Source organism: Crocosphaera chwakensis CCY0110 (genome assembly GCF_000169335.1).
GTDB lineage: Bacteria > Cyanobacteriota > Cyanobacteriia > Cyanobacteriales > Microcystaceae > Crocosphaera > Crocosphaera chwakensis.
Genome location: NZ_AAXW01000017.1, coordinates 1 through 26,242, shown reverse-complemented (window position 1 = coordinate 26,242; position 26,242 = coordinate 1). Strand labels below are relative to the sequence as shown.

The window sequence follows — 26,242 nt, the reverse complement described above, 5'->3', positions numbered from 1 at the left end:
ATTGAATTAAATCAGTTAAGTTAAATGACTCCAATCGATGAAATGTTACCTGAATATGATTTTAGTCAGGGAGTAAGAGGGAAACATTATCAAGCTTATCGAGAGGGACATAGTGTAACTATCAACCAAGAAGATGGGACAACGGTTGTTCAAAATTTTGTCTTAGAAGAAGGTACAATTATTTTAGATCCTGATGTTAAAGAGTATTTTCCTGACTCTGAATCAGTTAATCATGCACTACGAACTTTAATTAATTTAATTCCTAAATCAAGAGAAAAATAAATAAAAAATATATTATGAACATGGAACTTAAACAATTACTAAAAGAAAAACGTCAAGAGATTATTGATATTGCTGCTAAACATGGTGCATACAATATAAGGATTTTTGGTTCAGTTGCAAGAGGAGAGGAAACCAAAAATAGTGATATTGATCTATTAATTGATTATCATTTAGATAAAATTACGCCTTGGTTTCCTTCTGGGTTAATGCAGGATTTACAATCAATTTTAGGTCGAAAAATAGATATTGTTACTGTTAATGGTTTAAAAGAAAGAATTAAAGCAAAAGTATTAGAAGAAGCAATTGATTTATGAGAGATGATAGGGAAAGATTACAAGATATTTTAGATGCAATTAATCAAATAGAAAAGTATGCAGCACAAGGACAAGATAAATTTATGGAGGATGAATTAATACAAACTTGGGTTGTTCATCATTTAATGATTATTGGTGAAGCTTCTAGTAAAATGTCTCAGGAAACTAAAGAAAGATATACTGATATTCCTTGGGTGGGAACTATTGATGTTAGAAATATTATTGCCCATGAATATTTTCGGGTTGATTTTGATATTATTTGGATAATTATTAGAGATAATTTACCTGATTTGAAAAAGAAGATTGAAGATATTTTATAATTATTTCTTACTTAATTATGATATCGTTAAGTATCAGGTGATTTAATTATATTTTCTTACATATAGCTTATTTGGTAGGCAAATCAGTATAGTTTTAGATAATACTTTTAGTTTCTTAAAACTTTTCTCACTTTAGTCTAATCTTTAAAGGATAAGTACATCTATTAATGCTTTTAGAGCGGTAATAAATAAAAGTAAGTAAATAGCAATATCGACAACAGAAAACAGAGAATCAAGAGCATTAAAACAACTATCTGCATCACCTTCTTTCAATGCTTTAATAGATATAAAAATACTTATAGGAAACCATAAAAAAGTACATAAGAATAAAAAGTGAATAGCCAATTTATAAAAAAAATACATATTTCAAAATACTCCTATTTAATTTAAAAATCACACATTAATTTATAAAGTTGAGAAAGTTGTTTCAACTATTTTCCTATTATGCCCACAAACTTCTGACTAACCCAAACCCCTTAAACCTAAATAAAGGATTAGATTGCAGCAAGAAATCGAAAGACAGACTATACAATAAGTTCGGTTTATTCTATCTAACTCTACAAATACGCTTATGCCACGCCGCGACGACTTAAAGAAAATCTTAATTTTAGGTGCAGGTCCCATTGTTATTGGCCAAGCTTGCGAATTCGACTATTCTGGTACTCAAGCCTGTAAAGCACTACGAGAAGAAGGTTATGAGGTAGTTTTAGTCAATTCTAACCCTGCTTCTATTATGACCGATCCAGAAATGGCTAATCGCACCTATATCGAACCCCTCACCCCCGATATGGTAGAAAAAGTCATAGCCAAAGAACGTCCCGATGCGTTATTACCGACAATGGGAGGACAAACGGCCTTAAATGTTGCGGTATCCTTGGCAAAAAGTGGCGTTTTGGATAAGTACAATGTAGAATTAATTGGTGCGAAACTGCCGGCCATTGAAATGGCAGAAGATCGGGAACTGTTTAAAGATGCAATGGCAAAAATAGGGGTTCCTGTGTGTCCTTCGGGTATTGCCAGTACCCTCGAAGAAGCACAAGTGATCGGCAAAGAGATCGGGTCTTATCCCTTGATTATACGTCCTGCGTTCACCTTGGGAGGGACAGGAGGGGGTATTGCCTATAACCAGGAAGAATTTGAAGAAATGGCGCAATTTGGGATTGATGCGTCTCCAGTCTCTCAAATTTTAGTGGAAAAATCTCTCTTAGGGTGGAAGGAATACGAGTTAGAGGTAATGCGAGACTTAGCGGATAATGTGGTCATTATCTGTTCTATTGAAAACTTTGATCCGATGGGTGTCCATACTGGGGACTCTATTACCGTTGCGCCAGCGCAAACGTTGACAGATAAGGAGTATCAACGGTTAAGAGATTATTCCCAGGCTATTATAAGGGAGATTGGCGTAGAAACCGGCGGATCTAACATTCAATTTTCTGTTAATCCCACCAACGGGGAAGTGATCGTTATTGAAATGAACCCTCGTGTTTCTCGGTCTTCTGCGTTAGCATCGAAAGCGACAGGGTTCCCTATTGCTAAGTTTGCAGCTAAATTGGCAGTGGGTTACACCCTCAATGAAATAAATAATGATATCACCAAGCAAACCCCTGCATCCTTTGAACCCACCATTGACTATGTGGTAACAAAAATACCCCGTTTTGCCTTTGAAAAGTTTCCCGGATCTCAAGCTATTTTAACCACTCAGATGAAGTCTGTGGGGGAAGCAATGGCCATTGGACGCACATTTCAAGAGTCGTTTCAAAAAGCTTTAAGATCCCTCGAAACCGGTCGTTATGGGTTTGGATGCGACAAACAAGAAACGTTACCCTCTTTATCCCAAGTTCGATCTAGTTTACGCACTCCTAACCCCGATCGCGTTTACAGTATTTATCATGCCATGCGATTAGGGATGACAGCAGAAGAAGTCCATGAGTTAACGGCGATCGATATCTGGTTTTTGGATAAGTTAGAAGACCTCATCGACACCGAAAAAGTCCTTAAACAAACCAAGTTAAAGGATATTGATGCGTCTGATATGCGCGTCATTAAACAAAAAGGGTTCAGCGATCGCCAGATAGCGTTTGCGACGAAAACCACTGAAGACGAAGTGAGAAACTATCGTAAAAGTTTAGGAATCATTCCTGTGTATAAGGTAGTAGATACTTGCGCAGCCGAATTTGAAGCATACACCCCTTATTATTATTCCACCTACGAACCCTCTGAAACAGAAGTTACTGTCACCGATAAAAAGAAAGTGATGATTTTAGGAGGAGGTCCCAACCGCATTGGACAGGGGATCGAGTTTGACTATTGTTGTTGTCATGCGTCCTTTTCTTTGAGTGAGGCCGGGTTTGAAACGATCATGGTTAACTCCAACCCGGAAACCGTTTCTACTGACTACGATACCAGCGATCGCCTCTATTTTGAACCATTGACCAAAGAAGATGTCTTAAACATCATTGAAACAGAGAACCCAGTGGGGGTTATTATTCAGTTTGGTGGTCAAACTCCCTTGAAACTTGCAGTGCCATTGCAGACATACCTCGACAGTTCGGAATGTCCCGTACAAACCAAGATATGGGGAACCTCACCGGACTCTATTGACACCGCAGAGGACCGAGAACGGTTTGAAAAGATTTTACACGATCTCGATATTAAACAGCCTCCTAACGGCATTTCTCGGAGCTATGAGGAGTCTTTAAGAGTTTCTTCTCGTATTGGGTATCCTGTGGTGGTACGGCCTTCTTATGTATTGGGAGGACGTGCTATGGAGATCGTTTATTCTGATGAAGAGTTAGAACGCTACATGACCTATGCGGTACAAGTGGAACCGGATCATCCTATTTTGATTGATAAGTTCTTAGAAAATGCGATCGAAGTGGATGTAGACGCATTGTGTGACACCACCGGAAAAGTAGTTATTGGTGGCATTATGGAACATATTGAACAAGCAGGGGTCCACTCTGGAGACTCTGCTTGTTCGGTTCCGTTTACTACTCTTTCTAACAGCGTTATTGAGACTATTCGGACTTGGACGGCTGCGTTAGCAAATAGTTTAAAAGTTGTCGGTTTGATGAACATTCAATACGCAGTTCAAGGGGAACAAGTTTACATTTTAGAAGCGAACCCCCGCGCGTCTCGAACGGTTCCCTATGTTTCTAAAGCAACTGGTCGTCCCTTAGCAAAAATTGCCTCTTTGGTAATGTCAGGAAAAACCTTAGAAGAGTTAGGAATAACAGAGGAATTTGTTCCCCGTCATATTGCGGTTAAAGAGGCGGTTTTACCCTTCCAAAAATTCCCTGGTGCCGATACTTTATTAGGGCCAGAAATGCGGTCAACCGGTGAAGTAATGGGGATAGATGAAGACTTTGGTAAGGCATTTGCAAAAGCAGAAATTGCAGCCGGTGTTGATTTAGCTACCAGTGGAACGGTGTTTGTTTCTATGAGCGATCGGGACAAAGTTTTAACGGTTCCTGTGGTTAAAGATTTGCTTGATTTAGGGTTTAAAGTGGTGGCAACTTCTGGAACTCAAAAAGTGTTAGAAGAGAACGGAATCGAGGGAATAGACGTGGTTTTAAAACTCCATGAAGGTCGTCCTCATGTGATAGATTGGATCAAAAATAAACAGATTCAATTTATTATTAATACCCCCAGTGGAGAAGATTCTCAAATTGATGGTCGTAAGATTCGACGCACTGCATTAGACTATAAATTGCCCATTATTACGACAATAGCAGGAGCAAAAGCAACCGTCGCAGCCATTCGTTCTTTACAGACAGAACCCTTGGAAGTTAAAGCCTTGCAAGACTATATTTCCTAACATTTTGTAGGGTGGGCAATGCCCACCTTTTTGTTATATCATTAAGCTATCATCAAGGAGAGGAGATAAGATAAATTTTACCCACCAATGAACAGGGACAAAAATGTATTTATTTATCTCAGTCCTTAACCAATACTTATCAGCCAATTTATTTAGTACGTCTTGACGAAAGAGACGGTCAATTATTTATTTTGGCAGGTAATGATATTCAGATATTAATTAATCGTAATGGAGATTGGGAGTTTTTAACATGAAACCAGATTTTCATAACATGAATAAAGAGGAATTACGTCAATATGTGATTACGCATCAAGAAGACAAAGAAGCGTTTTATATTTATGTGGATCGTTTAAAATCTAATCCTTCTACTAAAGTATATTCTAATTCTCTTTCTCCCCAAGAAATTGATAAAGTTGTTACTAATCATTTAAAAGAAAAACAAAACTAAAATAATTATGGTTATTCGTAAATTATCAGATCCCTATCAACCTTTTTATGAAGAGTTAGCACAAATAAGAGCAATTTCTGTTCATGAAATTGACTTTTCTGATGCACCTGAAACCGATCTAGAAGTTTGGTCAAAAGCTACTAAAGTATCTCCAAGAAATAAAGATAAAACTGAAGTATTAGTATCTTTAGATTAAGAATTAATGAACTGATTAAGAAGTGATTCTGAAAGTCAAGGAATTGATTATTCTTCTTTAATTACTTCAATTTTATCAGCTTATCAACAAGAACAAATTTAAAAGTTTAAAAATAGACAATATGAGTCAAATTACACCAAGTATTCAAGACTTTTCTCTAATTAATAGTTATGTTACTAAAATTAAGGAAGATTTGGAATTTGATACTCTATCTAATGCCTTTTATTTTTTCGTCATGGATTATATTTTAGAATTAAATGAAGATGAAATAAAGGACTCAATTACAGATACTAATTTTCTTAAAACAAATCATCAATTAGGTGGACATGATAGAGGGATAGATGCCATATATATTGATGATAGTGAATCAACTATTACAGTCCATTTCTTTAATTTTAAGTACACTTCAAAATTTGAAAAGACGAAAAATCACTATCCTTCTGTAGAAATCGATAAAATTCTATCCTTTGTTAAGTCCTTAATGTCTAAAGATGAATATCTTAATGAAGATGTTAATCCAATCCTCTATTCTAAGTGTAAAGAAATATGGAAAATTTTTGAAACACAAAACCCAAATTTTGTTCTTCATATTTGTGGAAATTTTTACAAGATATTTGAACCAAATGAAGAAAAAAGATTTCAAAGAGAAATCGAAAAATATTCTAATTTTGATGTTCAATATCATTTGCTACCTGAATTAATAGATTTGGTTACTTCATCAACCAAAAAAGAAATTAATGCAAAAATTATGGGAATAGATCAACGATATTTTGAAAAAACAGGAGGTAACGTAAGAGCATTAATTTTTGAAATTGATGCTAAAGATTTGATTAGAATCGTTCTTGATAATGAAGATATTAGGAATGCTACTGATTTATAGCAATTCCCATAGTCATGAGGTACAGTAGCAGCAATGAGTAAACCAGTTACGAATATCTTGTTTGGTAACTTGTAACATAGCTGATGTAATACCTTCTATTAGGTCTTTATAGTTTCTTGCTTTGATTTTTCTCAAAATAGCTTTGACTTTTGACCAGAAATTTTCAATCGGAGAAAATTCAGGAGAATAAGGAGGTAGGTAAATTACATTAGCCCCGACTTTTTCAATAGATTCTTTGACCATTTCTCCCAGATGAATTCTAGCATTATCCATAACAACACAAGCATCTTTCCATAGCTTTGGTACTAATTCTGTGAGGATAAAAGCTTCAAATGTAATTCCGTCTACTGACCCGTAAATATTCTTTGTTGCCAGAACTTTATCTAAGGATAATGCACTAATAATAGAAATATTTTTGCCTCGCTTCTGGGGTTTTTCTCCCCTAGCTCTCGTGCCTTTTAGCGACCTAGCGTATAGTCTCAGCATTGCTAAATTCACTCCTGATTCGTCTATAAAAATTAAATTATTTGTCTTTACATCTCGAATGGTTTCCCAAAACTTCACTCTTTTTTGATGGACTTTTTCATTGTCTTTTTCAGGTGCATATAAAGTTTTTTTTGACACTATAATTCAATCTTTGGCTGATTCTTCCCATTGTGGTTTTTTTGACTTGCACTCCTGTTTCTTTATAGAGTAACTCACATAATTCTTCGAGAGTTGCATCATTATTTTTTTCCATGATTTCCACTAAAATAACCAATTGCTCACTATTAAGCTTAGGAGATGGGCTTCCTCCTTGCGGTAAAGGTCTAATATCTCCAGTTTGTTGATATTGTTTAAGCAATTTTTGAATAAAGCTTTTCGCTACTCCAAAACGCTTAGCTAGATTCCTGATAGAGAGGTTTTCTTTTTTCCACACTTCTATGATTTTTTCTCTAAAGTCTATAGAATAAGGCTTCATTTTTTAGTACATCAGTAATAGATATTACAATCTATAATGTACCTCATGAGTCAGGGAAATGCTATAGATGATAAAGGATACGAAAATTTGAAAAATTATAAAATTTTAGAAGATGTTTTTGAAGATAATGTGAGAGTATATGACAAAAAATCTAAAATTAATAGAAGCATTGTTGAAACAGCTATATCTGAAGATAATGAAAACTTTTTTTACTATAATAATGGAATCACAATTACCTGTAATCATCTGAGCTATTCAAAAAGAAGATCCCCAATTATTGAATTACAAAAAATACAGGTAGTTAATGGAAGTCAAACAATTCATGCTTTGTATGAAGCTTTTTTTAAAGACTCAAGTAAATTTGAAAATGTCGAACTTTTATGTAGAATTTATGAAACACAAGACTTAGAATTAAGTAAGAAAATAGCAGAATACACAAATAGTCAAAATCCTGTTAAAAGCAGAGATGTTAGATCAGTAGATTATATTCAACAAAAACTTGAAAAAGAGCTATTAGTAAAGGGATATTTTTATGAAAGAAAAAGAAATCAACATAGTAATAAATCTCGACAACTTCGATTAGATGCTGAAAAAGTAGGTCAAACTTTAATGGCTTTTTATAATCAATTACCCTATGAAGCAAAAAATAGAAAAAGATTTATTTTTGGAGATAAATATGATGAAGTATTTAATGATGAGATTACTGCGGATAAAATTTTACTCAGTTATCAACTTTTTGAAAAAATTGAATTACAAAAGCAAGAAACAAAAAAAACTATAATTAATGATCCAAAAAAATTTAGTGAAAAATCCTATATTATATATGCTTCTTATTATATTTTACATATTATTGGTGAGTTAGCGCAACAACAAGCAATCAATCTTGCTTTTAGTCATATTGAAAAAATTTGGGAACTTTATCCAAAAGCAATTGAATATCTTGAAAAAATCATAGAAAAAGAAAAAAAGCAATCAGAAAACAAATATTCTCATGCTTCATTTTTTAGATCAAATAAACCTAAAAAATATTTTGAAGAGATAATTGAAAAGGCCAATAATTAAAAAGCACACCAACAGTAATGAAATATATATTTGATATGGTGTGGAATGTAGTAAAATATGAGCGATCGCTTAATTATGATGAACAAGGAAACTGGTTAGGGAATAAATGATATAATCTAACATTTAGTAATGACACTCGAAAAATATGATTAATCAAGTCACCCCCGAAGATATTATTAAATATCGTCAAACTGCACAAAAAAACTGGCAAAAAACCGCAAAAGAAAGACAATTAAGACAAGAAAAAGCTTGGATATTAGCTAAACAAGCAGCTAACCTATTAAAAAAACAGTTTAAAGTTAATAAAGTTGTTGTATTTGGTTCCCTTATTCGTGAAAATTATTTCACCCTTTGGTCAGATATTGATATTGCTGCTTGGGGACTTTCTCCTCAAGATACGTTTCGCGCAATGGAAACAGTAAAAGATTTAGATCAAGATATTGAAATTAATTTAGTTGATATAGAAACTTGCAGTAAAAAATTAAAAGCAAATATAGAAAAAGATGGTATTATATTATGAATTATCCTTATAAAGTATTAGCAGAAAGAATTAAGCAAGAATTAATTGAATTAGAAAAAGTAGTAAACCGTGTTAAAAGAGGAATCAATGCAATTAATGATAATTCAGAAAACCAAGACTGATTTTTAGATTCTATTGCTTTAAGTCTTCATGATTTTTATACAGGTTTAGAAAGAGTATTGACTCAAATAGCAACAACAGTTGATCAAACGATACCATCAGGGAAAAATTGGCATAGAGAATTACTAAATCAAATGGGAGACAAAATAGACAATTTACGTCCTCAGATTTTTTCAAAAATAACGATTGAACAACTTGATGAATATAGAAGATTTCGTCATGTGGTTAGAAATATCTATGGTTTTGAATTCGAGATAACTAGAGTTGAACCATTAATTAATAGTTTAGATAAATGTTTTACTAACGTCAAAAACGAATTATTAGACTTTGTTCAAATCTTAAAAGCGATCACTGAAAAATAAAAAATTATTTTAGAATTGACTTGATACCAATATATATAGACTAAGGTTCCTGAATTTATGAATAATTAAATTTATGAGTTAGACTAGAGGTAGTAAGTTTATATTTGAGAACAAAAAAATGACAGAAAGAGAGTTTCAAACCATTATCGACAAACTAACTATCTTAGAAAATAATGATAAGATGTTAGCTGAGAAATTAGAATTTTATTCAGAAAAGCTAGATTTATATAAACAGGTTTCTGATGAAAAGATAACTCAAATGCAAAAATCATCCGATGAAAAATTAGAAGCCTTTAAAAAGTCATCCGACGAGCAAATAAACGCCATCAGAAGCGAAATAAAAGGTTATCAAGACGCAAACAAACAGCAGTTAAATGTCTCATTAGGAGTCTTAGTAACGGCTGCGGTTGCTATTTTAGTTAGTGTTATTTTAAGTATGAATAATTAGTGATTAGTTTTTAATCCGTTTATATCGTTCTTTAAACTCCCGTTGCTGCTGTTTATGATCAACAATAGGCTGAGGATAACCGCAACTATGCGCTTCTAAAGGTGGTATTTTTCCAGTTACTAAACATTCTGTATCAAGAGAACTTATTTCAGGAACCCATAGACGAATATATTCCCCATCGGGGTCATATTTTTGTGCTTGACTCGCAGGGTTAAAAATACGTAACGGTTTCGGGTCCATTCCACTGGATGCACTCCATTGCCAACCCCCATTATTAGCGGATAAGTCCCCATCGATTAATTTTTGCATAAAATATTTTTCTCCCCACTGCCAATTAATAATTAAATCTTTGGTCAAAAAACTAGCGACAATCATACGACATCGGTTGTGCATCCATCCCGTTTCATTTAACTGTCTCATGGCAGCATCAACGATAGGATAACCGGTTTTTCCTTCACACCAAGCTTGAAAATGTTGTTCATTATTATCCCAAGGAAATTCTTTAAATTCGTCTCGATAAGGACCTTCTGCTAACTCAGGGAAAAAGTATAAACAGTGTTGATAAAATTCTCGCCAAGCGATTTCTTGTTGCCAGGTTTGTATATTTTCCCTTGCTTCATCACTTCGGGTATTTTCATAAGCTTCTACAGTTGCTTGCCAAACCTCACGAATACCGATAATACCGAATTTGAATGCTGGACTAAGTTTAGAAGTTGCGTCTATTGCAGGTAAATTTCTTTGTTCTTGATAACTGTAAATTGCATTATCAGAAAAGTAATTAAGTTGTTCTTTGGCTGCAGTTTCTCCTGGTTCTAAAAGTAAAGGTGCATCCCAACTATAACCTAAGTCTTTGGCAGTGGGTAAGTCAATTAGTCCTAAGTCTTTAACGGTGTTAATTTCTTCATCGCTTAAACTTTCTAATTTTTCGATAGACTCAACAATATCAGCTTTTTCTTCTTTGACCCAACTGCGCCAAAAGGGAGTATAAACTTTATAAGGATCATTGTTACTTTTTGTTAGAATCTCTCCAGGTGCGTGTAATAATTGATCCCAGTAAGTTTTTGATTGAATACTTTTTTCTTCTAAAGCTTCTTTTACTTGCTTATCTCGTTCTTTACTATAGGGTTCGACATCATTATTCCAGAAAACACAATCAACGTTTAAAGCATCTGCAACTTTTGGAATAATTTTGGTGGGTTCTCCTTGAAAAATTAATAATTGACTGCCTAATTTTTGATAGCTTTTTTGTAAATGTTGTAAACACCCTAACATATAATTTACTCTAGCAGGTGCAATATCATCTCGGTTTAAAAGATTCGAGTCCAAACAAAATAAACCCACTAATTTAGAACTTTTTTGATACGCTTGGGAAAGTCCGATATTATCAGATACTCTTAAGTCACGACGATGCCAAAAAATTATAATATTGGTCATGGATAAATGTTTAAAGATTTTAGATAGATAAGGTGGGCAAACTATTAACTATTGTAAGGTCTATTAAGACATTGCCCACCCTACTGCTACCATTTCTGACCATAGAAAGAGGACTAAGTAAACTCGGAAATATCTTCCTTACATTCATCAGCTAAATAGCATAATGCACGGAATCTTAACCCAACTAACTGTTCATACAAAGGATTCAGTTTACATAAAGGGGGAATATGAACCACTTTGTGACCAAATAACTTGATATCCCTTTCAAATGGACATTGAGGAGGAACCATCTTACAAATAAATCGGGCTAAACTGGGATCGTGGATGTCCATGCCATCTAACCAGTCTTTGAGAGGATGTAATAAATTTGGGTGAGGCTGAGGCGGACTCACCAAAGGGGCTGAATCTCCAATTGCTTCAGCGTCAGGATGGTTTTGTTGGGGTTCACATAGGGTATGCTCTAAAGACTCCAACGCCTCTATTTTTAGCCCTAAAGCTTCGCTATAACGATGTAAAAGTTCAGCTTCAGACGCTGAATAAATACCATCGGCGATCGCCACTAAAACTGCAGTCCGTAAGAAGTTTTCCCCAGTATTAGGATCATGACCCAAAATATCAGCCAACTCTTCAGGTTCGATGGACTTATAGAGAACAACCTCTTCATCGTCGATGGCTAAATCTTTTGTTAAATCTGCGATTAACTTCTGTTCTTGGGGATCATAGTTGCCATCACACCAAGCAAGGGTAAGTAACCCTCTTAACCAAGCAGAAATTTGTTTTTTGGTGTACGGAGATTTCGCTACACTTGCCATAAGAATTTTATAGTCAACTTTTTTAGGTTAGTCATAAGGAACATAATGCTTCTGGTTAGGCAAAAAGCAAAGGTTAACGATTACTACTCATATCCATTTCCTCTGCTTTGACTGCTAGAAGTTTATGCCCCTCTTTCTTGAGTGTAACTTTTTCTTTGGACTAACCTAAGTAGCTTATTGAACAATCACGGGAATTCCTGTTTGCACTAATTCATATAATGCTTTAACATCTTGGTTCCGCATTCTAACGCAACCATGAGAAACCGCTTGTCCCATAACGTGTTCTCCTGGGGTTCCGTGAAATCCGATGTATTTGCCCCCTTCTCTCCAAAAACCAATCCAACGTTCTCCTAGGGGACTATTTGGACCGGCTGCACTAACGCGACCATTCCAAGGGTTTTTCCATTGGGGGTCTTCTACCATTTGAATGACAGAAAATTCACCTCTGGGGGTTTCCCATCCCGGTTTACCGATCGCTACAGGATAATTAGCAATAACTTGATCGTCTTGATAAACGTAAACTTTGCGTTCTTTGAGGTTGAGAACTACCCGTGTGGCTAAGGTTTCAATGGTTTCTTCGGGGGTAACAATGGCTGCTTCTTCTAGAGGAAGGGTAACGGGTAATTCTGTCGAAGGGGTTGCGGGGGGTGTTCCTTCAGAGGCGATCGCTTGTTTATTAATCCCCTCAATAGGTAATAGTATACTTCCGCTAATAAAGGTGAGTGTGAGTAAAGAAAGAGTGAATTTCATGGTAGTCAATTCGAGTAAAAACGAAAAATGTTTAAGTGGAAAAAAAAGAAGAGTAAGATAAGTTACCTGTATTCTAGAAGTGCTTTTATCAAGGGTTATTCAAAATTAGGACTCTCTTAAGAGTTAGTTTTTCTCAATTCTTCTTCAAATACAGCAACAGTTAATTTATATAATTTCAAACTTCTTTACTTATCTTAAACTTTATATTTATTATCGTCAATCCTCTTGAAAATTACATCGATAGTATTTCTCATACTTATGAAATAGGAAGTATTTAGTTTTGCGTATTTTTTCGTATTTTTAATAAAACCTATCTATTACTTAGTATCTAGTCCCTTAGATAGAAATTTTAAAATTCAAGTTGCTTTAAAGAGTCTTTGAGAATATTTATTCCTTTTTCTAGAGACATTTGTTCTTTTTCTCTAATATTTCTTTGCTTTAATTCTTGATGAACTTGTTCTATAGCAATGATTAACTTATCAATAAAATCAGATAACTTTATTTGACACTTAATGTCTAAACCTTCAGGAGTTAGTTGCAATATGCCACTTTTTTTATTATATTTAGCAGCTAAAAAATAAGGACCATCTAAAAAAATAAATTCTGCTTCATTTTTTCCTTTTATAAGTTCCTGAACTGTTCCTATCCAACAACCTAAAACCGCAATTCCTAAATCAGACCAATTCTGATCGGGATAATATATTTTTTCACATTCCCAATTGATTCCGAAACTAATATTATAAAAACTAGACTCCAATCTAACTAATTTTTGATTGGAAAAATTAATATTGATCTTCATCTTTTTCAATATTGAAGTTAATCGTTTCTATTATTATTTTACACTTTCGTACATCAATAACTTTTGTAAGGTTTCGACAGGGACTTGAGTAAAATATTTTCTTTTGAAATGTTCTTCTTTTAGGGTATCTAATAATTTTTGTTGCGAGAGGTGATAATATTCTGATGGATGAGTTATGTTTTTTATTTGAATTGTTTCTTTGTCTTCGCTGATTAAAAATCCAATTTTTCCTAAAAAATCTAAAGCTAAATTAAGACTGCGATCGCTTAACCATAATTTTTCTTTTAATTCTTCTTTTGTTATTATTTTCTGAGTTCGGTTAATATATTTAGCAATCCCAATTAATTGTTTAATAATTTCTGATGAATTAAATTGCTTATCATAAGAGTAGTTCAACGCTAAATTATGTTGATTATTAATACTTTTTTGATACTTTTTATATAATTCATTCCAACTCACAGGACAACTATTTAATGTTTCAACTTCTAAGTAACTCTCGTTAACTTTATCTTGATTTCTATAATCAATTAAAGTAATTTGACTGGTTTGTAATGACTGATGAGCCTCAGAGTTTAAGCTTTCTCTGATTTCAATTAAACGTACTTCATAACGTCCCTTTCCATAGGTATTATAATCTAGTTCAACAATAGCATCACATCGTTTATCTTTGCCTTGGGGTAATTCTTCTTGATAATGTTCCCACCAAATCCCAGGAAAACCCTCATCAACAGAATGATCATAAATATTAAACTTTGTTTTTATGTATTTAATTTTATTATTTTTAGCATCTCTAATATTTTGATTTCCTAACGTTTCAAACCAACAATTCTGAATTAATAATCTAGGGACAGGGTTTCCCATTCCATAGGGTTCTAATAATTTTAATTCTCTAAATAAAGATTGACCAAGTTGAGAAACTGTTACCACTAAATCTGCTTGAATAGTAGCACTTAAGGTATTAACATCGATAACTTCCTGTCTCAGTTTTCGATTGATACTTTCTCTAAATAATGATAAGTTTTCAACGGCTAAACTTAATCCTGCTGCAAAAGGATGTCCACCAAATTTATATAATAAATCTCGTTGAGAAGCGACTAAGTTATACAAATCAATATTATAAACAGAACGAGCTGAACCTCTAGCTAATTTTATCTCATTTTTACTCATATTTTCTGTTTCAGCCGTCGTTAATAAAATGGTAGGACGACCATATTCTTGAGCAATTTGACCCGCAACTAATCCTAATACACCACTTTGCCATTGTGAATCTTCTAAGACAATAACTTGAGTGGTAGATAAGTCTAACATTTGTAATTTTTTTTCAACATCTTTTTTAATATCCTTTTGCAAAGACTTACGGCGGGTATTGGCTAATTCTGTTTCTAAAGCTAGTTTATAACAGCGTTTCTCATCTTTACTGGTCAATAATTCAACGGCAAAATGAGCATCCCCTTGAATGCGACTAATGGCATTAATTCTAGGCCCAATCCCGAAAGAAATATCCGTCGGGCGATCGCCTCCTCTTTTGCATAAGTTGAGTAAGTGAGCAATCCCTGGACGGGTGGTATTTTTTAACTGTTGTTGTAACTTTTTTAACCCTTGCTGTGCTAAATAACGACAGTCTCCTTTTAATTCAACTAAATCAGCAATTAAACCAATTGCTACTAAATCTAATAAATTTTCTAAAGGACTTTCGGGAATTTCTGGAAAGCTTAAATATAACGCTTCAACTAATTTATAAGCTACCGCAACCCCTGACAAAGAAAATAAAGGATGATCTTCAGAAAAATAGCGAGGATTAATAATAGAAACCACATCAGGGCGTTCATCAGGTAAAGTATGATGATCAGTCACAATGATATCAATTCCTAGAGAATTAGCATAATTAATTTCTTCTAAATTAGTGCTACCGGTGTCACAAGTAACAATTAATTTTGTTCCTTCTTGTGCTAATTTATTAATGCCTGGAATATTTAAACCGTGGGACTCTGTAGCCCGATTTGGTATATAATAATTAAGCTGGAGATGAGGGTCAAAAAATTGACCTAACCCTTCCCATAAAACACTGGTAGCTGTAACACCATCTGCATCAAAATCACCCCAGATGGTTACTCTTTCTTGATTATTCATAGCAACTTCTAGGCGTTGAGTTGCCAATTTCATTTCATAACCAAATTCAAAAGGACTCAAGGGACGATAAGAGTTAGGATCTAAAAAACCTTTTAATTGCTCTGGGGTTTGAATCCCTCTATGCCATAATAGTTGAGCAGCATAAATTCCCTGAGAATTGGCACAATAACTATTAACAAAATCAACAAACCAAGAAGGTAAAGAAATAACAGGTAAAACTTGCCATTGAGACTGAATATTATTCATTAATAACTGTTTTTAATGACAAATTAGTTTTATTTTGACTATCATGCTTATTTATTCTAGCACTAAAAATTAAATTGAACCTTTTGAGAACGTACCTAGTCTAAAGAGGAGAATTCAGTGATAGAGTGAGCGTAACCGTGTTAGCAGAAAATGCTGCCAATACAATAGAAACAGACTTAGTGCGTCGCTGTCAGCAAGGGGATACCCTTTCCTTTAAACAACTGTACCGACGCTACCAACAACGGGTAAGAGCGACTCTCTATCAATTATGTGGGAGTGAAATGCTTGATGACTTAGTGCAAGAGGTATTTCTGAGAGTTTGGAAAAGTTTACCAAAACTACGTGAACCGTCCTACTTTTCCACTTGGTTGTATCGTATTACCTGGAATGTTGCCACGGACAAACGACGGAAATTTGCCCAAAATTTGTCTTTAAATGATGATGGTACAATTTTAAATATTATGCCATCTCGTCCAGAAGATACACCAGACTTGATGCGACTTCATTATCAAGATTTAGTGCAACAAGGGTTACAGACTTTAAGTTTAGATCATCGGGCTGTTTTAGTGTTACACGACTTAGAAGATGTTCCGCAAAAAGAAGTTGCTAGTATTTTAGAATTACCCCTAGGTACGGTCAAATCTCGTTTATTTTATGCCCGAAATCAAATGCGTAAGTTTTTGAAACAACAAGGAGCTTTATAATGTCTCAATTCCCAAAAGATGATCGAGAATTAATCTCCTTTCTGCAAGAATATCGTCCCTCACCTCCTCCAGAAGATTCTGCTTTAGAAAAACAAATTTGTCTGAGGATTTCTCAGGAATCTCAACATCGAAAAACCTATCGATTACGTTGGTTAATTCCTAGCTTCATTACTGCTGGTTTATTGGCAGTTTGGGGAATTTCTAATCTGATGAAACCCTCTGAATACGAACAATTTGTCAAGCAATCTCAAAGCATAGAAACAGCAGAAATAGAAAATTTTATGATCAATACTTGGGAAGAAACCACTGATACATCTCCTTGGGAAACCGAGAATCAATCGGTTTATTATCAATGGATTTCTGTTGATGATGTTGGTCATCAATATTTAATCTCTCAGCCTTGATATTTGATCACATAATTTATTATTACTTAACAAGTAAGAGCCACTATGATTTCTAAAGAATTTACTTTAATTGTATCCGTTTTGACCTTAGGTATTGGCGGAACCATGGCCTTAGCTAACTCTCCTCAAGAACCCCCTTCATCGGTGTTACTTTCTGAGACTAAAATTTTAGCTCAACAGAACGGAAATCAACCCAGTAGAAGAGACAGAGGAGAACAATTCCAACAAAAATTAAATCTTAGTGATGAGCAAATGCAGCAACTGAGAAACATTAGAGAAAAATATCGTCCTCAAATGGAACAGTTAAAAACACAAATGCGGACACAGGGTCAAGAATTAAGTCAAATGATGCAAGGAAATACATCAGAAAGTGACCTAAAACGCAAGCATCAAGAAATTATTGACCTTCGTCAGGAAATGGGAAACATACGGTTTGAAAGTATGTTAGAAATGCGTCAAGTTTTAACAACAGAACAACGTCAGCAATTCGCTCAATTTTTACAGCAACGTCGTCAAACAGGAGGGAGAAAACGCCCCAATATAGAAGAAATGCCTTAAAGTTTAATATAATTAAACCTTTTAAAAGACCAAGATAAAATATATTATCTTGGCCTATTATGCTGAATATAGTACCTAAACTTTATAGTCAGTAAAGAACTAATTCAAAATAATGAGAAAAATTCAACTATTATCAATCTTAATTATCTTACTATTGATCATTTTAATAAAACAAATTAACCCGGTTTCAGCTAGTGTTGAAAATCGTTTACGAGGAGATATCAATCGCTTGAGAGCAAGAGTTAGTCGTTTAGAAAGTGCAATTACTAACTTACGACAAGATTCTAATAATAACTATAATATCCCTGATTATAATCCTTCACCCCAGATAGTTGACGGTGAATTAGTTGGACGGAGTGATCCATTATTTGAACGGTTATCGACCTTAGTTATAGAATTAAAAGAAAGAGTAATGGACTTAGAAAAACGTATGAATCAATTAGAAAAATAGCAAACTTAAGTAAAGCTAACTGAAAAAATCAATAATTTATTGATCTATTGTATCGTTTAGAATTAGAAGAATATCTTTAAACTTATTATTTAATAATTTCTGTGTTTCCATCTTCAATTTTTCTCAATTCTTACTCTCACTGAAAATAACACTATTATCCGTAAAAAGCAAACTTTTGCATTTTTGTCAGTTAAGGATCACGTAAATTTAAACCTCCCATCAACTATTGAGATTTGCAACATAATTTACTACAATTGTGTTAAAATAAAAAAACGAACTGATTAATTATAACTTTTCAAAGATAAATAACAATAGTAAAAACAATGATATCTTGGAAAGATTTACTAAAATCCTATCATAATTATAAGCATATTGCTGTTTATAGCATTTTAGCCTCTGGAGCTTTAGAAATCCTTGATTTGATGGTTCCTTATATCACAGGACAAATGATAAATGTTCTGTCTTATCAACCGTTAGATGGCATTTTACAAAATTTAGTTAATTCTCTAGCAAAAATTACTAATCTTCCTAATAATCAGCTATTTTCTTTAGGAATTTTATTAGGAATTATCTTTTTAGTAACAGTAATTCGTTCTCCTATTCAACCTTGGTTAACGGATTGGTTTCACTGGGAAATTGCCTTAAAAGTTCGCCGAGAACAGTTAAAAAATACCGTTAGAAAAATTCTGACTCTACCATTATCTTTTTATGATGAATATAACCCTGGAAGGATTACCAATCGTATTGCTAAAGGAGTGGAAAACCAGTTATGGACTTATCCCGAAATTGCAGGGGAACTATTGCCAAAAATTATTAGAGTTTTTGGTATTTTTGTAATTATTTTATTGATTGAATGGAAAATAGCTCTCATTTTTCTCATTTCCTTTACTCTCATTTTGTTCTTCAGCATTAAACATTTAAACAAAATTCTTAAACAAGAGGAACTATTAGATAAACATAGCGAGAATACCCAGAGTTTTAGTTCAGAACTGATTACAAATATCAAGACAGTTAAAGCATTTGCTACCGAAAGAAGAGAATTAGAACGACAAGATAATAGATTGAATAGAGAGTTTAAATATGTATTATTTCGCATTCACACAGGATATGTAAAATTAGTAACTTGGCAAAAAACTGTCATTCAATCCTCAGTATTTTTAATTCTTGTGTATAGTTTGATCATTACAGTACAAGGTCATATTTCCTTAGGCCATTTTATTACTCTAATTACTATTTCTAGTATGGCTTATGCAGAATTAGATCCCATTACTCAACTAGCCGAAATTTTTGCCCGTCGTTATAGTTCTATTTCTCGATTTTATGAGTTTCTACAGACTCCATCAGGAGAAGATGCAGCTATTTTAACCCAAAAATCTATTAATCATAAAGCCTATCAATTTACAGGAAAAATACATTTTCATAACTTATCCTTTGCTTACCACGAAAACCATTGGGTTTTAAACAATATCAACTTGTTAATTCATCCCTGTGAAACTGTGGCAATCGTGGGAAAATCTGGGTCAGGAAAATCCACATTAATCAAACTATTATTACGTTATTTTAAATCTACTCAAGGACAAATTTTCATCGATGGCAAAGATATTCAAACCTTAGATATTGTTCAATATCGTCAGAGACTAGCAATGGTTCACCAAGAGGTGGAAATATTTAATGGAACCCTCTTAGATAATTTAACCTATGGTAATAGAGCAGTTAGTTTTGAAGCAGTAGAAAAAGCCTGCGAAATTGCTAGAGTTGATGAATTTATTAATCAGTTTCCTCAAGGTTACTATACCATTGTCGGAGAAAGAGGAGTGCGTCTATCAGGGGGACAACGGCAAAGAATTGGTATTGCTAGAGCATTAATTGTTGACCCTGATGTATTGATTTTCGATGAGGCTACGTCTAGTTTAGACTATGAATCTGAAAGATTAATTCAATTAGCCATGTCATCTATTTTAGGCACAAGAACTACTATTATTATTGCTCATCGTTTAAGTACCGTCCGAGAAGCTGATAAAATTGTTGTTCTCGATAAGGGAAAAATTATTGAAGTGGGAAATCATCAACAACTCTTAAATCATCAAGGAATTTATCATCGTTTACATTCGTTGCAAGAAACAGGAGAATTATCTTAACTATTAACTATAGAATCAATTAGGACAATGAATAAATTTTTTGTAGACCGTGGTGGAACTTTTACTGATATCGTTGCCGTTATTGTCGATACAGAAATTATCAATAACTTATCCAACAAAAAAGAACAGTTTTTAATTGTAGCTTTACCTAAAAATAAGTGGATAATTGTCTATAAATTACTCTCAGAAAACCCTGAAAGATATGAAGATGCTGTCATTCAAGGTATTAGGGATATACTGTGTCTTACTGATAATGAAGCTATCCCAACTGAAACAATAGAAGTGGTGAAAATGGGGACAACAGTTGCTACCAATGCGTTACTAGAAAGAAAGGGCGATCGCACAGTTTTATTAATCACAAAAGGGTTTAAAGATGCCCTTAGAATTGGTTATCAAAACCGTCCTAATATATTCGCTCGACAAATCATTTTACCCTCAATGTTGTATGAATCAGTTATTGAAATAGACGAAAGATATGATAGTAATGGCAATGAACTAATTCCCGTTAATGTAAACAAAGTAAGAGAAGATTTACAAGAAGTTTATAACCAAGGGATAAGAAGTTGTGCCATTGTTTTTATGCACAGTTATCGATATCCAGATCATGAAAATAAAGTAGCAGAAATAGCTAAAAATATCGGCTTTATTCAGATGTCAATATCTCATCAAGTTAGTCCTTTAATGAAACTGATTTCTAGGGGAGATACAACAGTAGTTGATGCTTATTTATCTCCCATTTTAAGACGCTATGTTAATCAAGTTTCTAGTCAACTACCTAACACAAAATTAATGTTTATGAAATCAGATGGAGGGTTAATTGATGCCCATAAATTTCAAGGAAAAGATAGTATTTTATCCGGCCCTGCTGGTGGAATTGTTGGGGCAGTTCAAACCAGTTTAAGAGCAGGTTTTAAAGAGATTATTACTTTTGATATGGGAGGAACTTCCACAGATGTTGCTCATTTTAAAGGGGAATATGAACGACAACTGGATAATGAAATAGCTGGTGCAAGAATGCGAGTTCCAGTATTAAGTATTCACACCGTTGCAGCCGGCGGGGGTTCAATTTTATGCTTCGATGGTGCTAGTTTTAAAGTAGGGCCGGAATCCGCAGGTGCTAACCCTGGACCGGCTTGTTACCGTCGGGGTGGACCTTTAACTGTAACAGATGCTAATGTAATGTTAGGAAAAATACGACCTGAATATTTTCCCTACATTTTCGGAAAAGAGGGTAATTTACCCTTAGATAAAGAGATAGTTAATCACAAATTTATAAAAGTTTCTCAAGAAATTGATAAAACTACAAAACAGAAAAATTGTCCTGAAAAAATAGCAGCCGGCTTTATTAAAATCGCTGTAGAAAGTATGGCGAATGCGATTAAGAAAATTAGCTTACAACGGGGTTATGATGTCACGCATTATGCGTTATGTACCTTTGGAGGTGCAGGGGGTCAAGTTGCTTGTTTAATTGCTGATACATTAGGAATTAAAACCGTATTTCTTCATCCTTATGCTGGTGGTTTAAGTGCTTATGGAATGGGATTAGCTGATATTAGAGTCATCAAAGAAAGTGTCATGGAAAAAATATTAAATCAAGAGGTAATGGCTGAATTAAAACAAGTAATTAAACAGTTAAAAAATGAAGCAAAAAAGGAACTTGATGAACAGGAATCAATGAAAGGAGAAAAAATTGTCTCTAAAGTAAGTTTAAAATATCAAGGAACTGATTCAAATTTATTAGTCGACTTTGCTGAAGATGTTACAGTAATGCAGAAAAGTTTTGAAGAAGAACATCAATTAAGATATGGTTTTATTCAACCGCAAAAAATTCTGATTATAGAATCTATTTCAGTTGAGATTATTCAAATTATGGATAGTCCTGATGAACCTTTACTGACTCGTATTCGTCCTCTGGATGAGTTACCGAAACCCATAGAAATAGTTCAGGTTTTTACAAACAATAAATGGCAATATACACCAATTTTTAATCGAGAAGACTTAGAACCTCAAGATAGTATTCAAGGCCCCGCAATTATTGTTGAAAAAATTAGCACTATTATGGTTGAACCTCATTGGAATGCAAAATTAACGCAGTATAATCATTTGATTCTTAGTAAGGATACTCATGCAGTGTGATTCCTTATTTCTTGATTGTTTTAGTTACTTTATTTTATAATGTTAACTTTCCATCAATTAATTCATACCGATTGTCTGATTCATCATTATTTTGATAATATTCTTCAAAACTGTAGATTTTTTCTAATCCTCGAATCATAATAGTTACTAATAATTGCTTGATTCGTTTGTTCTAGAGTTAATTTCTAAGAATTTTACTGTACTCCAACACTTCTTCCATTAGAACCAAAAACAATGGGAGTTTCTTCTTTTAATGGTTCCCAACCTACATTATAACCAGCTTTCCATGCTTGTTTTCTCGCTGTTCTAAATGCAGAAAAACTATCAGGACGAACCAGAAACGCTAAATAATCTGTTTTTGGATCAAAGTTTTCTAAGGTTTTGTTAAAGTTTGAATCGGTTTGAGCGATAGTTTTATAAGATTCTCTTGTGTCAGGGGTTAAGGGTTCATAAATGAGTGCATCGAGGTCATAAAATGTTACTTTATAATGTTCAGTTTGTCCTTTAAATTGTTGAAAACTCTGAATCGTTTGCGCTCGGCAATTTTCATATTCTTGAAGACGATTGAGATAAAATTGATAAGTATAACTATCTAAGTTTGTGGGAAGTTCAGGAACAGAACATTCAGGTAAATTTTTCATTAAAAGGGCAATTTGACGATCTACTTCTTCGTCATTAAGATAAGAGATTTTGTTATTTCTAACTTCAAAAAAGCGTGGTTTTTTCTCGGTATTAGACACTAAAGGTGTTGTAACAATGGTACTTGATTCTACTGCGACAACGGTAATAAATAAACTAATAAACATTAATACCCCGACGGTATTAGTGAGAATATCCAAAAAAGAATCTAGGTTTTGACTGGGTGAATTTAGCTTACGATATCTTCTAGTTCTCATTGTTTTTTGCTTCTTCTATTTTTAATTTCCAATCTTGATCAATGGGTTCATATCCAATATCGATTCCCCTTTCTTCTACTATGTCTCTAACTTGTTGAAAGACATCAATTCCTTGAGGACGAAGGACAACAATTAAATACTGTTTATCTTTGTTTTTTTGTACCTCCTGAATTAGTTGATTTAAAGGCGATCGCCGATTATCAATTTCAGATTTCGGAACAAATACTTGACTCGGATGTAATAAAACACCATCTTGTCTACATTCTATATATTTCGGTATTTTACCTTGATTTTCTCCTGTGGTTTCTTGTTTAGCAATAATGGTAATTTCCCGTTCATTTTTTAAGAGTTGAGTGGTTAAAACAATGATTAATAAAATCAGTGTACCAATGGTACAGGCTAAAATAGAGAGAAAGGGAAATAATTCGACTTCTAAGGAATTTTTAGAAAAAGAACGACGACGCATAGATTAAAGTTCTTCTGAGTCAGTAAAGGTAATTAAACGAGGTTTACTTAATTTTTCCAAGATCGGTTGAATGTGTTTAATTTCTGTAATCATAGACTGAGAAAGTTCTCGATTAACATTTAATTGTTGATCCAAAGTTTCAAGAAATTTACTTTTTTCTTCGATACTCATGTTATTAATCTGTTCAATTTGTTCGATGAGATGACCACTTAATTTTTGTAGTTTTTCAATTTCTAAAATAAAGCTTTGAGAAAAGGTTTCGGCTGCTTGTTGTGCATAGATTTCTGCCGGTTTAATTAAGGCTTCAGGATTCGGTAAATAGTCTTGAAATGCTTGACGAATAGATTGATTAATACCATTATAATCTAGGTTTTCACTCTTTTCTTTGAGACGAGGTAAAACTAAATCATTGACGTAAATATCAATTCTTAGCAGTAAGCGAGATTCCATTCTTTCTACTAAAACTAAGGGAATCATTACTAAAACACTTAATAATAAAGCTAACAGGGTCGTATCAAATGCCACTGCTAAACCACTGGTTACTGTGCCAATTCCTTCTTTAATTTGTTCAATTTCCCCTGCTTGTTCTAGGAAACTAGAAAATCCATTTACTGCTTGACTAATACCGATAACAGTACCGATAAATCCTAATAACGGAATTGCCCAAACTAGGACACGGGGAAAACTATAAGAAGAATCAGAAGCACTTAAGTAAAATGTAGAATCATCGAGGGCTAATTCTGAGGCAACTTTACGACTTCCTGATTGAATATAAGCCGATAAAATGCGACTACAACGAATGGGTAAGAGTTGATTATGTTTGGTTAAATTATTTTGTAATGTAAGTAAATCCCGCGATCGCGGATTATCAAAGGTAACAGTTTGGGGAACCCAAGAACGACGCAATGCTAAAGTTTCTTGTTGTAACTTAATCAGTTTAAGAACTGTCAACGAAACCACAAAACAAGCTAAATAAATGACTAAAAATTGAGTAAATCCCCTCTCGTATAAAAGAACTCCAATAAAAGTAGTTCTTAAGAATAATAAAGTCAGAGTATAAATCGCAATAAATAACAATAACGCTATCAGAGAAACTAACCAGAAATTAATTTCTAATTTTTTCCGTTCAGCATCCCCTGATAATAATAGATATTGATTGGTTTCTTTGGTTGTTGTATTCATCCTCGATTAATTATGAAAATAGAGATCAGGTAGTCAAGCATTATTTAAAGTTATCATAGCTCAAAGAATAATGACCCTGAACTCCGAACTTAAAACAAGGGTAACAGAATGGTGAAGATTGTGCCTTGATTGGGTTGAGAGATAACGTTAATGGTTCCCCCCATCCCTTCTACTAACGTTTTGACGATAGATAAACCGAGTCCGGTTCCCCCAACATTACGACTTCTGGCTTCATCTACTCGATAAAATCGCTCAAAAATGCGAGTTTGGTCTGCTAAAGGAATACCTACACCGCGATCGCACACTTCTATTTTTGCCTGTTGTTTATTCTGAGTCAATTTAATCAGAATTGGCTCAGAAGAATGGGAGTATTTAACTGCATTGTCAATTAAGTTTAAAAACACTTGTTTAAGACGATTTTTATCCCCTTTTACTTTGATCAATTCATTAGGAAGAGAAAGGTTTACAGAAATCGGATATTGATACACCATCCCTTCAATTTCTGTTAATAACTCATTGAGGAAAATGGTTTCGAGGTTAAAATACATCCCTCCATGTTCAGCCCTAGCTAAATCTAATAAATCCTGTAATAATTGAACTGTGCGATCAGCCTCGGATGAAGCAGTTTCTAAGGCTTCTCGTTGGATATCCGTTAAATTATTACCCCGTCGTAAGGTACTTTGCAAATAGCCAGAAACCACCGTTAAGGGGGTGCGTAACTCGTGGGAAACATTGCTAACTAACTGACGTTGATCTTCCCAAGCGTTAGAAAGACGAGTTAAAGTAGTTTGTAGGGTTTGGGCTAATTCTTTTACCTCACTTGGGGCATTTTCTAATTCAAGTTGTACTTTTCCTAACGTTTCCGGCGCAATATCTTTTGTCATCTGACTCATGCGCTTTAGGGGTGTCAAAGAAGTTTGGATGTACCAAGCGATCGCCATTGTCATCAGAATAGTTGCAATGACACTAATCATTAATAGACTACGCATCACACGCCAAAACATCATTTGATCTTTGGTAATATCTTGAGCAAGATAAAACTGTCCAAGATTAACCCCTTTTACCACCAACTTTGTCGAACATAACAACCAATAACGATTATTAACCTTTTGTAATTCTGGTTGTGGCGGAATATCAGTTAATGAGACTAAATTACTTCCTGTCATCCCCATTTGTAGAGCTTGAGACTGGGCCAAAATATTGCCTTGAGGGGTTTTTACCCATAGTAAAGTTTGAGGGTTAGACAGGTTATCAATGGCTTTTTGGGTTCCCTCTTCTACTGAAACCATATCACTATAGATTTCTACATCAGAAGGAAAACGATCTGCAATGTAGCGTGTATTATTTTTATGGGTGACAACCAAAATACTTTGCATCTGCCAACTAATCCAAAGTACCACGCCACT

Annotated in this window: 29 protein-coding genes; 19 read left to right on the top strand and 10 right to left on the bottom strand. The window is 33.9% G+C overall.

What is annotated here, in order from left to right; genetic code table 11:
* Positions 1–24: 24 nt before the first annotated feature.
* The 8 genes from CY0110_RS12685 (at position 25) to CY0110_RS12650 (ending at position 6,257) form a co-directional block, all read left to right on the top strand.
* Complete coding sequence (locus tag CY0110_RS12685) at positions 25–282, top strand: hypothetical protein (protein WP_008275847.1); 258 nt, start codon at positions 25–27, stop codon at positions 280–282.
* A 20-nt stretch (positions 283–302) separates the two neighbouring features.
* On the top strand, positions 303–596 hold the full coding sequence (locus CY0110_RS12680; protein ID WP_008275846.1) for a nucleotidyltransferase family protein: 294 nt from the start codon (positions 303–305) through the stop codon (positions 594–596).
* The gene (locus CY0110_RS12675) at positions 593–916 is read left to right on the top strand and encodes a HepT-like ribonuclease domain-containing protein (protein ID WP_008275845.1); all 324 of its coding nucleotides are present in this window, start codon (positions 593–595) and stop codon (positions 914–916) included. Before CY0110_RS12680 ends, CY0110_RS12675 begins: the two co-directional genes overlap by 4 nt.
* Positions 917–1,487: 571 nt before the next feature.
* Positions 1,488–4,733 carry a carbamoyl-phosphate synthase large subunit gene (gene carB / locus CY0110_RS12665; RefSeq protein WP_008275843.1) on the top strand — a complete coding sequence of 1,082 codons (3,246 nt, stop codon included), beginning with the start codon at positions 1,488–1,490 and terminating at the stop codon, positions 4,731–4,733.
* A 74-nt stretch (positions 4,734–4,807) separates the two neighbouring features.
* On the top strand, positions 4,808–4,987 hold the full coding sequence (locus CY0110_RS31650) for a DUF6888 family protein (RefSeq protein WP_008275842.1): 180 nt from the start codon (positions 4,808–4,810) through the stop codon (positions 4,985–4,987).
* Positions 4,984–5,181 carry a DUF6887 family protein gene (locus CY0110_RS12660; RefSeq protein WP_008275841.1) on the top strand — a complete coding sequence of 66 codons (198 nt, stop codon included), beginning with the start codon at positions 4,984–4,986 and terminating at the stop codon, positions 5,179–5,181. Before CY0110_RS31650 ends, CY0110_RS12660 begins: the two co-directional genes overlap by 4 nt.
* 7 nt (positions 5,182–5,188) lie before the next feature.
* Positions 5,189–5,377, top strand: coding sequence for a hypothetical protein (locus CY0110_RS12655; RefSeq protein WP_008275840.1), 189 nt, complete (start codon positions 5,189–5,191; stop codon positions 5,375–5,377).
* Between the two features lie 121 nt (positions 5,378–5,498).
* A complete protein-coding gene (locus tag CY0110_RS12650) occupies positions 5,499–6,257 on the top strand; it encodes a hypothetical protein (RefSeq protein WP_008275839.1) in 759 nt (252 codons plus the stop codon).
* Between the two features lie 12 nt (positions 6,258–6,269).
* On the opposite strand, the gene CY0110_RS29260 is transcribed toward CY0110_RS12650, so the two are convergent.
* Positions 6,270–7,218 (bottom strand): IS630 family transposase gene (locus CY0110_RS29260; RefSeq protein WP_085961785.1). Its coding sequence is split into 2 segments (ribosomal slippage): positions 6,270–6,879 and positions 6,878–7,218, totalling 951 coding nucleotides; the frame shifts between segments, so codons are not numbered across the junction.
* 45 nt (positions 7,219–7,263) lie between these two features.
* On the opposite strand from CY0110_RS29260, the gene CY0110_RS12635 reads away from it, so the two are divergent.
* The 5 genes from CY0110_RS12635 (at position 7,264) to CY0110_RS12620 (ending at position 9,730) form a co-directional block, all read left to right on the top strand.
* Complete coding sequence (locus CY0110_RS12635; RefSeq protein ID WP_008275838.1) at positions 7,264–8,280, top strand: AIPR family protein; 1,017 nt, start codon at positions 7,264–7,266, stop codon at positions 8,278–8,280.
* 145 nt (positions 8,281–8,425) lie between these two features.
* Positions 8,426–8,800 (top strand): nucleotidyltransferase family protein, encoded by a 375-nt coding sequence (locus CY0110_RS12630; protein ID WP_008275837.1) that lies wholly within the window; start codon positions 8,426–8,428, stop codon positions 8,798–8,800.
* Complete coding sequence (locus tag CY0110_RS31380; protein ID WP_008275836.1) at positions 8,797–8,922, top strand: hypothetical protein; 126 nt, start codon at positions 8,797–8,799, stop codon at positions 8,920–8,922. Before CY0110_RS12630 ends, CY0110_RS31380 begins: the two co-directional genes overlap by 4 nt.
* Positions 8,923–8,934: 12 nt before the next feature.
* The gene (locus CY0110_RS29255) at positions 8,935–9,282 is read left to right on the top strand and encodes a ribonuclease toxin HepT-like protein (protein WP_332306402.1); all 348 of its coding nucleotides are present in this window, start codon (positions 8,935–8,937) and stop codon (positions 9,280–9,282) included.
* A gap of 118 nt (positions 9,283–9,400) precedes the next feature.
* On the top strand, positions 9,401–9,730 hold the full coding sequence (locus CY0110_RS12620; RefSeq protein ID WP_008275834.1) for a hypothetical protein: 330 nt from the start codon (positions 9,401–9,403) through the stop codon (positions 9,728–9,730).
* Positions 9,731–9,733: 3 nt separating this feature from the next.
* Here CY0110_RS12620 and CY0110_RS12615 read toward each other — a convergent pair whose 3' ends face one another.
* From CY0110_RS12615 to recJ, 5 genes are all read right to left on the bottom strand, one after another.
* Positions 9,734–11,164: an FAD-binding domain-containing protein gene (locus tag CY0110_RS12615; RefSeq protein ID WP_008275833.1), complete on the bottom strand. Its 1,431-nt coding sequence runs from the start codon at positions 11,162–11,164 to the stop codon at positions 9,734–9,736.
* 113 nt (positions 11,165–11,277) lie between these two features.
* Positions 11,278–11,976, bottom strand: coding sequence for a Mo-dependent nitrogenase C-terminal domain-containing protein (locus tag CY0110_RS12610; RefSeq protein ID WP_008275832.1), 699 nt, complete (start codon positions 11,974–11,976; stop codon positions 11,278–11,280).
* Between the two features lie 174 nt (positions 11,977–12,150).
* Positions 12,151–12,726 carry a L,D-transpeptidase gene (locus CY0110_RS12605; protein ID WP_008275831.1) on the bottom strand — a complete coding sequence of 192 codons (576 nt, stop codon included), beginning with the start codon at positions 12,724–12,726 and terminating at the stop codon, positions 12,151–12,153.
* 349 nt (positions 12,727–13,075) lie between these two features.
* The gene (locus CY0110_RS12600; protein WP_008275830.1) at positions 13,076–13,525 is read right to left on the bottom strand and encodes a hypothetical protein; all 450 of its coding nucleotides are present in this window, start codon (positions 13,523–13,525) and stop codon (positions 13,076–13,078) included.
* Positions 13,526–13,558: 33 nt separating this feature from the next.
* On the bottom strand, positions 13,559–15,901 hold the full coding sequence (gene recJ / locus CY0110_RS12595) for a single-stranded-DNA-specific exonuclease RecJ (RefSeq protein ID WP_008275829.1): 2,343 nt from the start codon (positions 15,899–15,901) through the stop codon (positions 13,559–13,561).
* 137 nt (positions 15,902–16,038) lie between these two features.
* On the opposite strand from recJ, the gene CY0110_RS12590 reads away from it, so the two are divergent.
* The 6 genes from CY0110_RS12590 to CY0110_RS12565 all read left to right on the top strand — a co-directional run bounded on the left by CY0110_RS12590 (position 16,039) and on the right by CY0110_RS12565 (position 22,292).
* Positions 16,039–16,605, top strand: coding sequence for a sigma-70 family RNA polymerase sigma factor (locus CY0110_RS12590; protein WP_008275828.1), 567 nt, complete (start codon positions 16,039–16,041; stop codon positions 16,603–16,605).
* The gene (locus CY0110_RS12585; RefSeq protein ID WP_008275827.1) at positions 16,605–17,009 is read left to right on the top strand and encodes a hypothetical protein; all 405 of its coding nucleotides are present in this window, start codon (positions 16,605–16,607) and stop codon (positions 17,007–17,009) included. Before CY0110_RS12590 ends, CY0110_RS12585 begins: the two co-directional genes overlap by 1 nt.
* A 45-nt stretch (positions 17,010–17,054) precedes the next feature.
* The gene (locus CY0110_RS12580) at positions 17,055–17,567 is read left to right on the top strand and encodes a Spy/CpxP family protein refolding chaperone (RefSeq protein ID WP_008275826.1); all 513 of its coding nucleotides are present in this window, start codon (positions 17,055–17,057) and stop codon (positions 17,565–17,567) included.
* A 112-nt stretch (positions 17,568–17,679) separates the two neighbouring features.
* Positions 17,680–18,018, top strand: a complete 339-nt coding sequence (locus tag CY0110_RS12575) for a hypothetical protein (RefSeq protein ID WP_008275825.1) — start codon at positions 17,680–17,682, stop codon at positions 18,016–18,018.
* Between the two features lie 323 nt (positions 18,019–18,341).
* Positions 18,342–20,156: an ABC transporter ATP-binding protein gene (locus CY0110_RS12570; RefSeq protein ID WP_008275824.1), complete on the top strand. Its 1,815-nt coding sequence runs from the start codon at positions 18,342–18,344 to the stop codon at positions 20,154–20,156.
* Between the two features lie 27 nt (positions 20,157–20,183).
* The gene (locus tag CY0110_RS12565) at positions 20,184–22,292 is read left to right on the top strand and encodes a hydantoinase/oxoprolinase family protein (RefSeq protein ID WP_008275823.1); all 2,109 of its coding nucleotides are present in this window, start codon (positions 20,184–20,186) and stop codon (positions 22,290–22,292) included.
* Positions 22,293–22,486: 194 nt separating this feature from the next.
* Here CY0110_RS12565 and CY0110_RS12560 read toward each other — a convergent pair whose 3' ends face one another.
* The 4 genes from CY0110_RS12560 to CY0110_RS12545 form a co-directional block, all read right to left on the bottom strand.
* Positions 22,487–23,188, bottom strand: a complete 702-nt coding sequence (locus tag CY0110_RS12560) for a hypothetical protein (RefSeq protein WP_008275821.1) — start codon at positions 23,186–23,188, stop codon at positions 22,487–22,489.
* Complete coding sequence (locus CY0110_RS12555; protein ID WP_008275820.1) at positions 23,178–23,654, bottom strand: hypothetical protein; 477 nt, start codon at positions 23,652–23,654, stop codon at positions 23,178–23,180. The genes CY0110_RS12560 and CY0110_RS12555 overlap by 11 nt, the downstream gene beginning before the upstream one ends.
* A gap of 3 nt (positions 23,655–23,657) precedes the next feature.
* Entirely contained in the window at positions 23,658–24,836 is a 1,179-nt protein-coding gene (locus CY0110_RS12550; RefSeq protein WP_008275819.1) for a MotA/TolQ/ExbB proton channel family protein, read from the bottom strand.
* Positions 24,837–24,925: 89 nt separating this feature from the next.
* Positions 24,926–26,242, bottom strand: a 1,317-nt coding sequence (locus tag CY0110_RS12545) for a sensor histidine kinase (RefSeq protein ID WP_008275818.1), incomplete at its 5' end; no start/stop codon positions are given.